Raw genomic sequence first — 13776 nt, forward strand, 5'->3', positions numbered from 1 at the left:
CCATGACCGCGGTACCCCCTGCCCAGAATCAGGCCGAGGGCGGCTCGGACGCCGCCCACGACTACGACGTCATCGTCGTCGGCTCCGGCTTCGGCGGCTCGGTCACGGCCCTCCGCCTCACCGAGAAGGGCTACCGGGTCGGCGTCCTGGAGGCCGGCCGGCGCTACACCCGCGAGAGCCTGCCGAAGAACTCGTGGGACCTGAAGAACTTCCTGTGGGCCCCGGCCCTCGGTCTCTACGGCATCCAGCGCATCCACCTGCTCGGCAACGTCATGGTGCTCGCCGGCGCCGGCGTGGGCGGCGGCTCCCTCAACTACGCCAACACCCTCTACGAGCCCCTGGCGCCGTTCTTCGACGACCCGCAGTGGAAGGACATCACCGACTGGCGCACGGAGCTCGCGCCCTACTACGACCAGGCGAAGCGGATGCTGGGCGTGCGGCTCAACCCGACGATGACGCCCTCCGACGTGCACCTGAAGGCCACCGCCCAGGCGATGGGGATCGGCGACACCTTCCACATGGCGCCCGTCGGCGTGTTCTTCGGGGACGGTGACGACGCCGACGGTGCCGAGGCGGCGAAGGCGAAGCCGGGCGGCGAGGTCGCCGACCCGTACTTCGGCGGCGCGGGCCCCACCCGCAAGGCCTGCACCGAGTGCGGCGAGTGCATGACCGGCTGCCGGCACGGCGCCAAGAACACCCTCAACGAGAACTACCTCTACCTCGCCGAGAAGGCCGGCGCCGTCGTCCACCCGATGACCTCGGTGGTCGCCGTCACCGAGGACTCGCGCGGCGGCTACGCCGTCAGGACCCTGCCGACCGACAACAAGAAGAAGGGCGCGGGCCGGACCTTCACCGCCCCCCGGGTGGTGATCGCCGCCGGCACGTACGGCACGCAGACGCTGCTCCACCGCATGAAGGACACCGGGCTGCTGCCCCACATCTCGGGCCGGCTGGGTGAGCTCACCCGGACGAACTCCGAGGCGCTGGTCGGCTCGCAGACCACCGACCGCCGCTACCGGAAGCGGCACGGCAAGGACCGGGTCGACTTCACCAGGGGCGTCGCGATCACCTCGTCGATCCACCCGGACGACAACACCCACATCGAGCCGGTCCGCTACGGCAAGGGCTCCAACTCCATGGGCGGCATGACCGTGCTCCAGGTGCCGTACGGCGCGCACCGGGTCCGCAACTGGCTCCTCGAACTGGTCAAGCACCCCGCGCTGGCCGTCCGCTCGCTGTCCAACCGCCGCTGGTCGGAGCGGACCATCATCGGCCTGGTCATGCAGTCCCTGGACAACTCCCTGACCACCTACCGCAAGCCCGGCGGCCTCGGGAAGGGCCTGCTCACCGCCCGCCAGGGTCACGGCGCCCCCAACCCCACCCAGATCGAGGCCGCGACCCGGGCCGCCAGCCTGATGGCCGAGGAGATCAACGGCTTCGCCGGTTCCAACATCGGCGAGCTCATGGGCACCCCGCTCACCGCGCACTTCCTGGGCGGCTGTCCGATCGGCGCGGACGCGGACGCGGGCGTCATCGACCCCTACCACCGCCTCTACGGCCACCCGGGCATCTCCGTGGTCGACGGCGCGGCGGTCTCCGCCAACCTCGGAGTCAACCCGTCCCTGACCATCACGGCGCAGGCGGAGCGGGCGATGTCCTTCTGGCCCAACAAGGGGGAGGAGGACCCGCGCCCGCGCCAGGGCGAGGCGTACGTGCGGCTGGCCCCGGTCGAGCCCAAGTCGCCGGCCGTCCCGGCCGAGGCCTTCGGCGCGCTGAAGCTGCCCTTCCTGGGCATCCCCGCGGTCCCGCCGAAGAAGGCCTGACAGGCGGGTTCGGGAAGGGGCGCGACAAGCCGGTCCGCCACGCCGGTCCGGCACGCCGCCCGGGCGCGGTTTCGGCACGCCGCACGGGGTGCGGTTCCGGCACGCCGGCCGGCGTGTTCCGGGGCCGGCCGGGGTGTGGTTCCGGGACACCGGCCCGGCTGCGGTCCCGGGGCCGGCCGGGTGGACTCCGGAAAAGGTGAAAGGGCGCTGCACCCCCCTCCGAGTGCAGCGCCCCTCCAGCTCTTGGGTGGTGCTGCATAGATGACCGGTGACCTGGGGGATTGGTTGTAGCCGACTCACGAGATCTTTATGTGACGCGCGTCACGTAGGGCGGGGGCGTGCAACACAGGGGCCCCGCGTCGCGATTCCGGTCGCGGACGCAGGGCCCCTGGAGGCGGCACCGGCGTCAGGGCTGCGCGGGCGGTGCCGAGGATGCGGCGCCGGGGGGTGGGGCGCCGCGTCGGGATGGAGGTGTCGGGGGTGTGGGGGAACGGGACGGCGGGTCTCGGGTCGTTCGTTCGGCCGGTTGCGGTCGGTCCCGGGCGTCCCCGGGACCGACCGCCCTTTCTGGGTGACCGGGCTGCTGTCCCCTGCCGTCCGGTCACGCGCGCTGGAGCGAGGTCCCACGGCGTACCGGAGGTACGCCACACGCCCCAGCGAAGCCACGCGTGGTCTCAATCGGGCCCGCCCCTGGCTGGCACGGACACCACGACCAACGAAGCGGCGCGCCGCCCGGTCACGCGCCGTACGGGTGAGGGTGTGACCGAACTCGGGTGCGGGACGGCACTCACATGCGCCGGGGCGGGGCAGTCCCCCGGTCAGATGCGGCCGCGGCACAGCTCCAGCATCGTCATCGCGAGCGCCGTGCCCGGCTTGCCCAGGGCGTCGCGGTAGTGGCCGAGCACCTCCATCTCGCGGGCCAGGTTCACCCGGCGGCCGCCGGAGGAGATGCGCGCCTCCTGGATGACGGCCGAGACGGCCATGCGTTCCTGGATCAGGCCGATGATCCGGTCGTCGAGCGCGTCGATGCGCTCGCGCGCGTCGCCGATCAGGGCCGCGGCCTCGTCGGTGCGGGCGCCGGTCTGCTCGGCGACGGACCTGGTGGCGGAAGCGGCGGCCTTGGCGGCGGACGCGACGGTCGTGGCGGCGGACGCGACGGTCGTGGTGGCGGTCTCGGCGGTCGTGGTGGCGGTCTCGGCGCTCATGGGGGCTCCTCGTGGTGGGTCGGGGTTGCCCCGGAGCGACACGGCCCGGGAAACGCAGAGCGCCCCGGGCCTTGTCGGCCCGGGGCGCCTGGGAAGTCGCTTGTCAGTTGCTCAAGCAGCACGACCATGGCATCCGGACCGGCCGGTGCCATAGGTAAAGACGAAGGTCGAGAGCTTGCGCATGGCGTCAGTATGGACCCCGCCCCGGCCTCGGCGGCAAGCCGGGCCCGGATCGTGAGACGAAGGCCACCCCGGTTCGGATGGTGAGACGAAGGGCAAGGGCGGCGCGCCGGTAGAATCGACAAATAGCCCCCCCTTCGGGGGAACCTCTCCTACCGCCGGAAGGCCGCCGTAGTGTCCTCAGCGCCCCCCGCTGCCGCGCCCGACGTCACCAACCCGGACGTAGTCCTCGTTGTCGACTTCGGCGCCCAGTACGCCCAGCTCATCGCCCGCCGCGTCCGTGAGGCCCGGGTCTACAGCGAGATCGTCCCGTCCACCATGCCGGTGGCCGAGATGCTGGCCAAGAACCCGAAGGCGATCATCCTCTCCGGCGGCCCGTCCTCCGTGTACGCCGAGGGCGCCCCGCGCCTGGACCGCGAGATCTTCGAAGCCGGCGTCCCCGTCTTCGGCATGTGCTACGGCTTCCAGCTGATGGCGACCACCCTCGGCGGCACGGTCGACAACACGGGCGCCCGCGAGTACGGCCGTACGCCGCTGCACGTCAGCAAGGCCGGCTCGACGCTCTTCGAGGGCACCCCGGTCGAGCAGTCGGTGTGGATGTCGCACGGCGACGCCTGCTCCGCCGCCCCCGAGGGCTTCGTCGTCACCGCGTCCACCGACGTCGTGCCGGTCGCCGCCTTCGAGAACGACGAGAAGAAGCTGTACGGCGTCCAGTACCACCCCGAGGTGCTGCACTCCACGCACGGCCAGCAGATCCTGGAGCACTTCCTCTACCGCGGCGCCGGCATCGAGCCCACCTGGACGACCGGCAACGTCATCGAGGAGCAGGTCGCGGCCATCCGCGCCCAGGTCGGCTCCAAGCGCGCCATCTGCGGCCTGTCCGGCGGCGTCGACTCCGCCGTGGCCGCCGCGCTCGTGCAGAAGGCCATCGGCTCGCAGCTCACCTGCGTGTACGTCGACCACGGCCTGATGCGCAAGGGCGAGACCGAGCAGGTCGAGAAGGACTTCGTGGCCGCCACCGGCGTCCAGCTGAAGGTCGTCGACGCCCAGGAGCGCTTCCTCACCGCCCTCGCCGGCGTCTCCGACCCGGAGACCAAGCGCAAGATCATCGGCCGTGAGTTCATCCGCGTCTTCGAGCAGGCTCAGCTGGAGATCCTCCAGGAGGACGGCCCCGAGGTCGCCTTCCTGGTCCAGGGCACCCTGTACCCGGACATCGTGGAGTCCGGCGGCGGCACCGGCACCGCCAACATCAAGTCCCACCACAACGTGGGCGGGCTCCCCGACGACATCGAGTTCGAGCTCGTCGAGCCGCTGCGCCAGCTCTTCAAGGACGAGGTCCGCATGGTCGGCCAGGAGCTCGGCCTGCCGGAGGAGATCGTCCAGCGCCAGCCGTTCCCCGGCCCCGGCCTCGGCATCCGCATCGTCGGCGAGGTCACCAAGGAGCGCCTGGACCTGCTCCGCGAGGCCGACGCCATCGCCCGCGAGGAGCTGACGGCTGCCGGTCTCGACCGCGAGATCTGGCAGTGCCCGGTCGTGCTGCTCGCCGACGTCCGCTCCGTCGGCGTCCAGGGCGACGGCCGCACCTACGGCCACCCGATCGTGCTGCGCCCGGTGTCCTCCGAGGACGCCATGACCGCCGACTGGTCGCGCCTGCCGTACGAGGTCCTCGCCCGGATCTCGACCCGCATCACCAACGAGGTCGCGGACGTCAACCGCGTGGTCCTCGACGTGACCAGCAAGCCGCCGGGCACCATCGAGTGGGAGTGATCCCTCCCCGCCGCGTGTGAAGCCGCCGCCCCCGGACGCCACCGGGGGCGGCGGCTTCCTTTCCGGGGTCTCCGTCCCGGGGTCTCCTCGTTCCGGACCTCCTTCTCGGAGTCTCTTTCCTGAGATCTCCGTCCCGGGGTCTCCGTCCCGGGGTCTCCGTCCCGGGGTCTCCGTCCCGGGGTCTCCGTCCGGGGGTCTCCGTCCCGGGGTCTCCGTCCGGGGTGTACGTCCCCGATCCGCCACGGGATCTGCGTACGGGATCTGGTGAGTTGACCTGCCGGGCGTTACCTTCCGGCGCATGACCGAGATACCGGCACCCGTCCCGGCCCCCGTCCCCGTCGAGCAGCTCCACTTCGCGATGCCGCCTGTGCACGCGACGGCCGGCGAGGAGCGCGCCCACCGCAAGCAGCGGCTCGCCGCCGCGCTCCGGGTGTTCGGGCGGCTCGGATACGAGGAAGGGGTGTCCGGCCACATCACCGCCCGCGACCCCGAGCACCCCGACTGCTACTGGGTGAACCCCTTCGGCGCCCCCTTCGCCGAGCTCACCGCGAGCGACCTCGTCCTGGTCAACGGCGACGGCCAGGTCGTGTACGGCGCCCACCACGTCAACCAGGCCGCCTTCACCGTGCACGCCCAGGTGCACCGGGCGCGGCCCGACGTCGTGGCCGTCGCGCACACCCACTCCACGCACGGGCGGGCGCTCGCCGCGCTCGGCGAGCTGATCGATCCGATCACCCAGGAGGCCTGCGCCTTCTACCAGGACCACGCCCTCTACGACGCCTACACCGGGGTCGCCGTCGACCCCGAGGAAGGGCGCAGGATCGCGATCGCCCTCGGCACCTTCAAGGGGATCGTGCTGCGCAACCACGGGCTGCTCACGGTCGGTTCGTCGGTCGACGCGGCGGCCTGGTGGTTCATCGCCATGGAGCGGTGCGCGCAGGTGCAGCTGGCCGCGCGGGCGGCGGGCAAGCCGGTGCTCATCGACCACCGCGACGCCGTCACCACCCGCGAACAGCTCGGCAGCGACCTGGTGGCCTGGATCAACTACCAGCCGCTGTGGCGGCGGATCAGCCGCACGGAGCCCGAACTGCTGTCGTAGAAGGTGCTCTTGGCTGCCCTTACGTCAATGTGATGACTCTTCAATCACTCCTGCGCGAGGGGTGCAGAGCCCTCCGCGCGGGCAATGGGTGCGGCACAATTCCCAGGAATCACCAGCCAGTTGACGACGGCACCTGAGGCCGGACGACCGATCGGGAAGTGGGCGGCGCCGTGGCGGTGCAAGAGGCGAGACAGTGCGGAGCGGATCCGGAGGGCGGCGGCTGCCCGCACTGCGGAAGCTCCGGTCACCGGCGGGCCGTCGCCGCCTTCCTCGCCCGGCGCGACGAGCTCGCCGCCGGACACGGGGTGCCCGCCGTCCTCGCCCACTCGCCGGTCGCCTCCCGCCAGTGGGTCTCCGACGAACTCGCCCAGTCCGCCCGCAGCGTCACCGCACGCGGCCGGGAAGCCGGCGGGGCCCGGCGCGGGCGGGTGTACCGCGGCACCCTCGTCGCCGTGTGGAGCGGCGTCCTCGCGCTGCTCCTCGGGCAGGCCCTCACCGCCGTCGGTACCGGCTGGACCGGCACCCGTACCGCCGCCCTGGGCGCCGCCGCGCTGCTCGCCGCCGCCCTGACCGCCGTCGCCCGGCTGCACCGCGACCGCGGTGGGGTCCTCGCCCCGCTGCTCGGCGAGGACAACCGGCTCTCCACCTCCCGTACCGTCGCCGGTGCCTGGCTCCTCCTCTGCGTCTTCGCCGTGCTCCTGCTGTCCCTGCGGCTGGCCGGCGGCGCCCCGCAGGTGGACCTCGGCCTCCGGCGCGGCGCCGGACTGCTCGCCGTGCTCACCCTGGTCGGCCTGACCGCTGTCACGGCCCGGCTGATCGTGGTCCTGCGGGTCGCCGCCCGGCGGTTGCAGAAGGTCCGCGCCGACCGCCCCGGCCCGGCCGACCTGCTCTGCGACGACGACGGCCGGGCCGCGCTCACCGACGTCCAGTACGTCCTGGTCTCCGCCGCCGTCCTGGTCGTCGCCGCCGTACGGCTCGGCCGCGCCCCCGACCGGCTCCCCGAGCTGCCCTGGGCGCTCGTGCTGCTCGTCGCCGTGTCCGTGAGCTGCTACCTCGCCGGCAAGTGCGCCGAGGGCGGCCGGCCCAAGATCTTCTCGATCGTCCGGGCCCGGGAGGCGGGCGACCTCGACGCTCCGATCCGGACCGGCGACGACATCGAGATCCGCGGCACCGGCTTCGTCCCGGCGGGGGCGGCGGGCCCCGATCCGCTCACCCGGCTGGTCGTCCGCATCGGCCCGGTCCACGCCCACGTCCCGCTCGTCCCCGTCCCCGGTGGCTTCGCCAACCCCACCGACACGGCCCTGACCGTCCCCCTTCCGGTGGACGTGGAACCGGGCCGGGTGGAGGTGTCGGTCGTGACGGCGGCCGGGGTGGAGACCAACCGGGTCACGATCGACGTCCTCGACTGACAGGTCGGCCCGCGACCGTCCGTCCGCCCTCGTCTCCCGCCGACTCGTGCGGCACCGGGAATGTCCGCGCACGGGGAATCCGGGGAGAATCGTTCCGCGTAGTAGAGGCAGGGGCGTGGAGAGGCGGCCGGAGATGACGGGACGGACGGACGGAACGACGGGCCGGGGCTCCGGGAGCCCCGGCGGATACGGGGCCGCCGCCGGCGGCGGCCTCGACGGCTGGAAGGCCCTGGCCTCCCGCTACGCGCTGGTGCCGCTACGGATCTTCCTCGGCGTCACCTTCATCTACGCGGGGCTCGACAAGCTCACCGACCCCGGATTCCTCGCCGACACGGGCTCCGGTTCGATCGGCGAGGTGATGCGGGGCGTCCGGGACACCTCGGCGCTGCCCGCCCTCGTCGACCTGGCCCTCAAGAACCCGGTCGGCTTCGGCTACGCCATCGCCCTGGGCGAGCTGGCCGTCGGTCTCGGCACCCTCTTCGGCCTCTTCGCCCGGGTGGCCGCGCTCGGCGGGGCACTGATCTCGCTGAGCCTCTGGCTGACCGTCAGCTGGCAGGTGAACCCGTACTACCTCGGCAACGACCTCGCCTATCTCATGGCCTGGCTCCCGCTGCTGCTCGCCGGTGCTCCCGTGCTCTCGCTGGACGCGCTCCTCGCCGACCGCCGGCGGACGAGATAGGCGATCCAGGAGGCGAAGGCGGCCAGGCCGAGGGCCCCGCACAGCACCGGGATCACCACGTACCAGGCGACCGACCACTCGCCCGCCGCGTCCCCGGCGAAGAGGGTGGCGAGGGTCAGGGCGGCCATGCCCAGGATCAGCCGGCCGGGGCGGAACTCATGAACCGGCACGGGTGACCTCCACCTGTCCGATTCCGACCTCCAGGAAGAGGTCGACGGTGCCGCCCGGGGTGACGCCCGGCGGCGGCGTGAGCGTGCGGGTCTCGTCGAGGTCCGGCGCGATGTCGATGTCGCCCGGCTGCGAGGGCACGTCGGGCGGCGTCGGTGCCGCCGGCGGGACGGGCGGCTGTCCCTGCGCCGACGTCGAGGACCCTGCGGACGGCCGGGCCGGGGCGGCGGGGCCGGCCGGCGTGGCCGGCGTGGCCGGGGTTGCCCTGACCGCCCCCGCGCCGTCCGGGGGCAGCCGGAGGTCGCCGAGGCCCGCCTGGGCGCGCAGCGTCACCGTCACGTTCCGCGGCACGATCACCTCCAGCTTGCCCGCGCCGACCTCCACCCGTGTCGTCACCTTCGTCCCCGCCGGGACGACGAGGCCCGACAGGTCGAGCGTGCCGATCCCGGTGCCCAGCTCGTACTGCGGCCGTACCGCCGCGACCGTGGCCGGACGCCAGGTCTCCCGCGCCCAGACCGTGGAGATCTCCTTCGGCAGCACCGACGCCACCGCGAGCAGGCCCGCCGTGACGAGCATGAGGAAGACCGTGCCGAACCCGGTCCGGCCGACGAGGCTGCTGACGACCAGGCCGAGACCGAACACCGCGAGGGCTGCCGCCAGGCCGATCTGCAGGCTCGTGCCCAGGGGATTCCCGTCCCACGAGAGGCCCGTGCCCAGACCGCCCGCGATCAGGGCGAGCAGGAACACCAGGCCCCCGATGGACGGCGGGCCCGTGCGCACCCGGGTCGAGGGCGTCGGCCGGCTCGGCCGCTCGGGGTCCGGGCCCCACTGGCTGCCGGGGGTCGGCACCACGCCGTCGATCGTGCCGTCCTCGTCGAGCACGCCGTGCGGGCCCCACAGATAGCCGACGGCCACCTTGCCGGTCGAGCCGTCCTTCACTATCGGGTCCCGCCACCAGGACGGGAACTCCACCAGCGGAGGCGCCTTCGTCTCCGGCGGGGCCTCGGCGACCGCGAGCGCCGCGGCCGCGTCTATCCGGCCGCCCTCCTCGGCGGTCGCCACGACCGACTGCCGCCGCTGCGACCAGACCGCCGCGCCGCTCACCGCGAGGGACAGGATCAGCGCGAACGCCAGCGTCCCCCCGTTGTGCAGCATCGACAGGAAGACGCCGCAGCCCACGAGCGCCATCAGCACGGCGGTCAGCGAGGAGCCCGAGACCCGGCCGGTCAGCAGCCGACGGCCCTCGCTCTCCTCCTCGCCCGCGAGCGGTATCAGCAGCCACGCGAACCCGTAGAAGATCAGCCCGACGCCGCCGGTCACGGCGAGCACGCCGAGCGCGATCCGGAAGATCACCGGGTCGAGGTCGAAGTGCCGGCCGAGACCGCCGCACACGCCGGCCACGACCTTCTGCCCGCGCGAGCGCCGCAGCGGCGGGGCGGGCGGGGCCTCCGCCGGCGGCGGGGCCTCGTGGGGCGAAGGCGTCGTACTCGTCATGCCTCCATGGTGACCGCCCGTGACGCCCCGCGGCACCGGGACCGACCCTGCCTTGACCCTGATCTTCCGGTCGGCGGGGACCCCGAGACGGTTCCAGGGTCGATATCCGGGCCGACCCTGATGCCCGGGGAGGGCCGAACGTGTGACGATCAGTCCATGCCCGTAGCCGCCCGTGTCCCGGACCTCGACGAACCGCCCGTGCGCAAGCTGTACCGCAGCGCCGACGGGCGGTGGCTCGGCGGTGTCGCGCGCGGCCTCGCCGGACACCTCGGCCTGCCCGTGATCTGGGTGCGCGCGTTCTTCGTGGCCCTGCTGCTCGCGGACGGCCTCGGCGCCCTGCTCTACGCGGTGTTCTGGATCGTCGTGCCGCTCGGTGTCGGCGGTCGCTCCGCCCCGCGGCCCGTGTTCGAGACCACGGCGGACGGCCGCAGACGCCTCCGCAAGCCCGACCGGGGCCAGATCTTCGCGCTGATGGCGCTCGGACTCGGCATCGCGCTCTTCCTCGGCAATCTCGACTTCGACCGGCAGGCCGGCCGTTATGTCTGGCCGTCCCTGCTGATCGGCGTCGGTGTCGTCCTCGTCTGGCGGCAGGCGGACAACGCCCGCCGGGCCAGCTGGACCGACCCCGGCCGGCGCCGCCGCGTCCTCCAGCTCGTGCGCGGGCTCGTGGGCGTCGCCCTGGTCGGCACGGGACTCGCCGTGTTCATCGTGGTGCGCGGCTCGGTCGCCCAGCTCGGCACGGCGCTGACCGCCGCCGTCGCCGTCCTCACCGGGATAGCGCTGCTCGCCGGGCCCTGGCTGGTCCGGATGTCGCAGGACCTGAGCGAGGAGCGCACGCTGCGCATCCGCGCCCAGGAGCGCGCCGAGGTCGCCGCCCACGTCCACGACTCCGTGCTGCACACCCTCACCCTGATCCAGCGCAACGCCGACGACCCCGGCGAGGTCCGCCGGCTCGCCCGCGCCCAGGAGCGGGAGCTGCGCAACTGGCTGTACAAGCCGGAGGGCACGGGAAAGGACGAGGACGAGGAGCCGGCCACGCTCGCCGAGGCGGTCAAGCGGGCCGCGGCCGAGGTCGAGGACAAGCACGGCGTCCCGCTGGAGGTCGTGATCGTCGGCGACTGTCCGCTCGACGAGAAACTGGGCGCGCAGATGCAGGCCGCGCGCGAGGCGATGGTCAACGCGGCCAAGTACGGTGGCGAGGGCGGGCCGGTGCAGGTCTACGCGGAGGTGGAGGGCCGGACGGTCTTCGTCTCCGTGAAGGACCGCGGGCCCGGCTTCGACCCGGACGCGGTGCCGGACGACCGGATGGGCGTACGAGAATCGATCATCGGCCGGATGCAGCGCAACGGCGGATCGGCGCGGCTGAGATCCGTACCGGGCGGGGGCACCGAAGTGGAGCTGGAGATGGAGAGGGCGGACGGATGAGCGACGAGACCGAGACCGGGAGTGCGGCGGAGGCACGGGGCACGGAGCGCCGGGTACGGGTCGTGCTCGTCGACGACCACCGCATGTTCCGGACCGGGGTGCAGGCCGAGATCGGCCGCACCGACGTGACCGGCGTCGAGGTGGTCGGTGAGGCCGCCGACGTGGACCAGGCGGTCACGGTGATCAACGCCACCCGCCCCGAGGTCGTCCTCCTCGACGTGCATCTGCCGGGTGGCGGCGGTGTCGAGGTGCTGCGCCGCTGCGCGAGTCTGATGGCGGCGGCGGAGGACCCGGTCCGCTTCCTGGCCCTGTCGGTGTCCGACGCGGCCGAGGACGTGATCGGGGTCATCCGCGGCGGCGCCCGCGGCTACGTCACCAAGACCATCACCGGCACCGACCTGGTCGACTCGATCTTCCGGGTCCAGGAGGGCGACGCCGTCTTCTCCCCGCGCCTGGCCGGCTTCGTCCTCGACGCCTTCGCCTCGACGGACGCCCCGCCGGTCGACGAGGACCTGGACCGGCTCACCCAGCGGGAGCGCGAGGTGCTGCGGCTGATCGCCCGCGGCTACGCGTACAAGGAGATCGCCAAGCAGCTCTTCATCTCGGTGAAGACGGTCGAGTCCCACGTCTCGGCGGTGCTCCGCAAGCTCCAGCTCTCCAACCGGCACGAGCTGACCCGTTGGGCGACCGCCCGCCGTCTGGTCTGACCGGCCGCGCCGGTGGCGTGAGCCGGAGCCCGGCTCACCCCACCCGGGTGGCGCCGGCGAAGGGCATCTCGTCGATCGGGGCGACCCGGACGGGGGCACCGGGGCGCGGGGCGTGGATCATCTGCCCGCCGCCGATGTAGAGGCCGACGTGGCTGATGCCGGAGTAGAAGAAGACCAGGTCGCCCGGGGCCAGTTCGGAGCGCGAGACCCGGCGGCCGGCGTTGATCTGGGTGTACGTGGTGCGCGGCAGCGAAACCCCCGCCGCGCGCCACGAGGCCTGGGTGAGCCCCGAGCAGTCGTAGGCGGAGGGGCCCGTCGCCCCCCACACGTACGGCTTGCCGAGCTGGGCCCGGGCGAAGGCGATGGCCTCGGCGGCGCGGCTGGTGGGTGCTGTGATCGGGCCGCGCGGCAGGGAGTCCCGGTCGGCCCGGTCCACCGTCCCCGAGCCGCCCGACGCGCGGGAAGCGTCATGCGATCCGCCTGCCACGGAGGCCTCGTAACGGGCCCGTTCCTCGGCGGTGAGCCGGGCGAGCAGGGCGCGGGCCGCGTCCAGCTTCCCCTGCACGGCGGCCTTCTGCCGCCGCAGCTCGGCCTCGTGCGTCCGCAGCTCCCGCAGCCGCACCTCCGACTCGCCGCGCAGCTGCCGTACGGCCGTCAGCTCGCGCCGTACCGACGCGATGGCCGCCGCCTGCCGGTCCCCGGCCTTCTCGGCCAGCGCGGCCCGCTCCAGGTACTGGTCGGGGTCGGAGGTCAGGGCGAGCTGGATCGCCGGGTCGAGCCCGCCGGAGCGGTACTGCGCGGCGGCGATCGAGCCGAGCGCCTCGCGCGAGCGGTTGAGCCGGTCGGTCCTGCGGGCGGCCTCGTCGCGCAGCCGGTCGAAGCCGGCCCGCGCCAGGTCGGCCTGCTCCTTCGCGCCGTTGTACTTCTCGGTCGCGACCTCGGCCTCTTCGTACAGCCGGTCCACCTCGGTCTTGACCTGAGCGGGGGTCGGGCGGGGCGCGGCGTGCCCGGATCCCTCGAAGACGGTCGCGGTGGCGGCGGAGGCCAGGGCCAGGGTGGCGGCCGTGCGGGCGGCCTGGCCGCCGAGCGGGGACTGCTTGGGCTTGCGGTGCGCTGCCACGAGGGCGGGTCACATCCTCTCCCTGTGGGGGACGCCGCCCGCCGGGGCCGGCGGCGGCCCGCACAGGGGAACGCGCCGCCGCCGGTTTTCTCGGCGGGGGTGACCGACAGCCGTCGGAGTCCGGCGGTGGTGGGGAGCCGGTCACCTGGGGGAGGACGCTAAACCTGGCGGCCGCCCGGCGGCGGTGCGTTGACCGCTATTGGCGGCGGATGGCTCTCCGGGACCGTTCTCTTTCGCGCGGGCGGCGCGCCCGCGGTGCTTCCGGCAGCCCCCTGACCGAAGCCCGGGAGAAGGTGGACCCGGCCCGGGGCCGGTGATATGGCCCCGGTTAGGCTCCGCCCCATGGACGTACTCATTCATGTCTTCGTCGCCCTGCACATCATCGGGATCGGCGCCCTGCTCGGCGGATTCCTGACCCAGATGAAGGCGATGGGGGCCGGTACGGCCCGCTTCACCCCGGCGATGCTGCACGGCGCCCTGACCATGCTGATCACCGGCGTCGCCCTCGTCGGCCTCAACCAGGCCGACGACCAGACGGTGAACAACGTCAAGATCGGCGTGAAGCTCGCCGTCCTCGTCGTGATCCTCGGCCTCGTCTACGTCAAGCGCGACGACGAGAAGGTCGACAAGGCGCTGTTCGGTGCGGTCGGCGGCCTGACCGTCGCGAACATCTTCATCGCCACGCTCTGGGTGTGACCGC

General features: G+C 73.3%; 12 protein-coding genes. 8 read left to right on the forward strand and 4 right to left on the reverse strand.

Annotated features, from left to right (window positions below; all coding sequences use genetic code 11):
• Window positions 1-2 precede the first annotated feature (2 nt).
• A complete protein-coding gene (locus AB0M16_RS02060) occupies window positions 3-1823 on the forward strand; it encodes a GMC family oxidoreductase (RefSeq protein ID WP_365337681.1) in 1821 nt (606 codons plus the stop codon).
• 818 nt (window positions 1824-2641) lie between these two features.
• Here AB0M16_RS02060 and AB0M16_RS02065 read toward each other — a convergent pair.
• The gene (locus tag AB0M16_RS02065; RefSeq protein ID WP_365337683.1) at window positions 2642-3028 is read right to left on the reverse strand and encodes a chorismate mutase; all 387 of its coding nucleotides are present in this window, start codon (window positions 3026-3028) and stop codon (window positions 2642-2644) included.
• 354 nt (window positions 3029-3382) lie between these two features.
• Between AB0M16_RS02065 and guaA the strand changes: the two genes are divergently transcribed.
• From guaA to AB0M16_RS02085, 4 genes are all read left to right on the forward strand, one after another.
• Window positions 3383-4975: a glutamine-hydrolyzing GMP synthase gene (guaA, locus tag AB0M16_RS02070; protein ID WP_365337685.1), complete on the forward strand. Its 1593-nt coding sequence runs from the start codon at window positions 3383-3385 to the stop codon at window positions 4973-4975.
• A gap of 298 nt (window positions 4976-5273) precedes the next feature.
• Window positions 5274-6074: a class II aldolase/adducin family protein gene (locus AB0M16_RS02075; RefSeq protein WP_365337687.1), complete on the forward strand. Its 801-nt coding sequence runs from the start codon at window positions 5274-5276 to the stop codon at window positions 6072-6074.
• A 170-nt stretch (window positions 6075-6244) separates the two neighbouring features.
• A complete protein-coding gene (locus AB0M16_RS02080) occupies window positions 6245-7483 on the forward strand; it encodes a hypothetical protein (protein ID WP_365337689.1) in 1239 nt (412 codons plus the stop codon).
• Window positions 7484-7616: 133 nt separating this feature from the next.
• Entirely contained in the window at window positions 7617-8162 is a 546-nt protein-coding gene (locus AB0M16_RS02085; protein ID WP_365337691.1) for a DoxX family protein, read from the forward strand.
• On the opposite strand, the gene AB0M16_RS02090 is transcribed toward AB0M16_RS02085, so the two are convergent.
• Together AB0M16_RS02090 and AB0M16_RS02095 are read right to left on the reverse strand one after the other, a co-directional pair.
• A complete protein-coding gene (locus AB0M16_RS02090; RefSeq protein ID WP_365337693.1) occupies window positions 8072-8332 on the reverse strand; it encodes a hypothetical protein in 261 nt (86 codons plus the stop codon). The two genes, AB0M16_RS02085 and AB0M16_RS02090, sit on opposite strands and share 91 nt — an antisense overlap.
• On the reverse strand, window positions 8319-9824 hold the full coding sequence (locus AB0M16_RS02095) for a PspC domain-containing protein (RefSeq protein WP_365337695.1): 1506 nt from the start codon (window positions 9822-9824) through the stop codon (window positions 8319-8321). The genes AB0M16_RS02090 and AB0M16_RS02095 overlap by 14 nt, the downstream gene beginning before the upstream one ends.
• 156 nt (window positions 9825-9980) lie before the next feature.
• Between AB0M16_RS02095 and AB0M16_RS02100 the strand changes: the two genes are divergently transcribed.
• Entirely contained in the window at window positions 9981-11249 is a 1269-nt protein-coding gene (locus tag AB0M16_RS02100) for a PspC domain-containing protein (protein ID WP_365337697.1), read from the forward strand.
• The gene (locus AB0M16_RS02105; RefSeq protein ID WP_365337699.1) at window positions 11246-11956 is read left to right on the forward strand and encodes a response regulator transcription factor; all 711 of its coding nucleotides are present in this window, start codon (window positions 11246-11248) and stop codon (window positions 11954-11956) included. Before AB0M16_RS02100 ends, AB0M16_RS02105 begins: the two co-directional genes overlap by 4 nt.
• Before the next feature lie 34 nt (window positions 11957-11990).
• On the opposite strand, the gene AB0M16_RS02110 is transcribed toward AB0M16_RS02105, so the two are convergent.
• The gene (locus AB0M16_RS02110; RefSeq protein WP_365337701.1) at window positions 11991-13076 is read right to left on the reverse strand and encodes an NlpC/P60 family protein; all 1086 of its coding nucleotides are present in this window, start codon (window positions 13074-13076) and stop codon (window positions 11991-11993) included.
• Window positions 13077-13418: 342 nt separating this feature from the next.
• Here AB0M16_RS02110 and AB0M16_RS02115 point away from each other — a divergent pair, with 342 nt between their 5' ends.
• A complete protein-coding gene (locus AB0M16_RS02115) occupies window positions 13419-13772 on the forward strand; it encodes a hypothetical protein (protein ID WP_365337703.1) in 354 nt (117 codons plus the stop codon).
• Window positions 13773-13776 lie beyond the last annotated feature (4 nt).

The organism is Streptomyces sp. NPDC051921 (assembly GCF_040680975.1).
Lineage (GTDB): Bacteria > Actinomycetota > Actinomycetes > Streptomycetales > Streptomycetaceae > Streptomyces.

Bases quoted from the DNA above. Each gene is read 5' to 3' on its own strand.
- AB0M16_RS02060 (WP_365337681.1), top strand. From the start codon at position 3: ATGACCGCGGTACCCCCTGCCCAGAATCAGGCCGAGGGCGGCTCGGAC.
- AB0M16_RS02065 (WP_365337683.1), bottom strand. From the start codon at position 3,028: ATGAGCGCCGAGACCGCCACCACGACCGCCGAGACCGCCACCACGACC.
- AB0M16_RS02075 (WP_365337687.1), top strand. From the start codon at position 5,274: ATGACCGAGATACCGGCACCCGTCCCGGCCCCCGTCCCCGTCGAGCAG.
- AB0M16_RS02085 (WP_365337691.1), top strand. From the start codon at position 7,617: ATGACGGGACGGACGGACGGAACGACGGGCCGGGGCTCCGGGAGCCCC.
- AB0M16_RS02095 (WP_365337695.1), bottom strand. From the start codon at position 9,824: ATGACGAGTACGACGCCTTCGCCCCACGAGGCCCCGCCGCCGGCGGAG.
- AB0M16_RS02100 (WP_365337697.1), top strand. From the start codon at position 9,981: ATGCCCGTAGCCGCCCGTGTCCCGGACCTCGACGAACCGCCCGTGCGC.
- AB0M16_RS02105 (WP_365337699.1), top strand. From the start codon at position 11,246: ATGAGCGACGAGACCGAGACCGGGAGTGCGGCGGAGGCACGGGGCACG.
- AB0M16_RS02115 (WP_365337703.1), top strand. From the start codon at position 13,419: ATGGACGTACTCATTCATGTCTTCGTCGCCCTGCACATCATCGGGATC.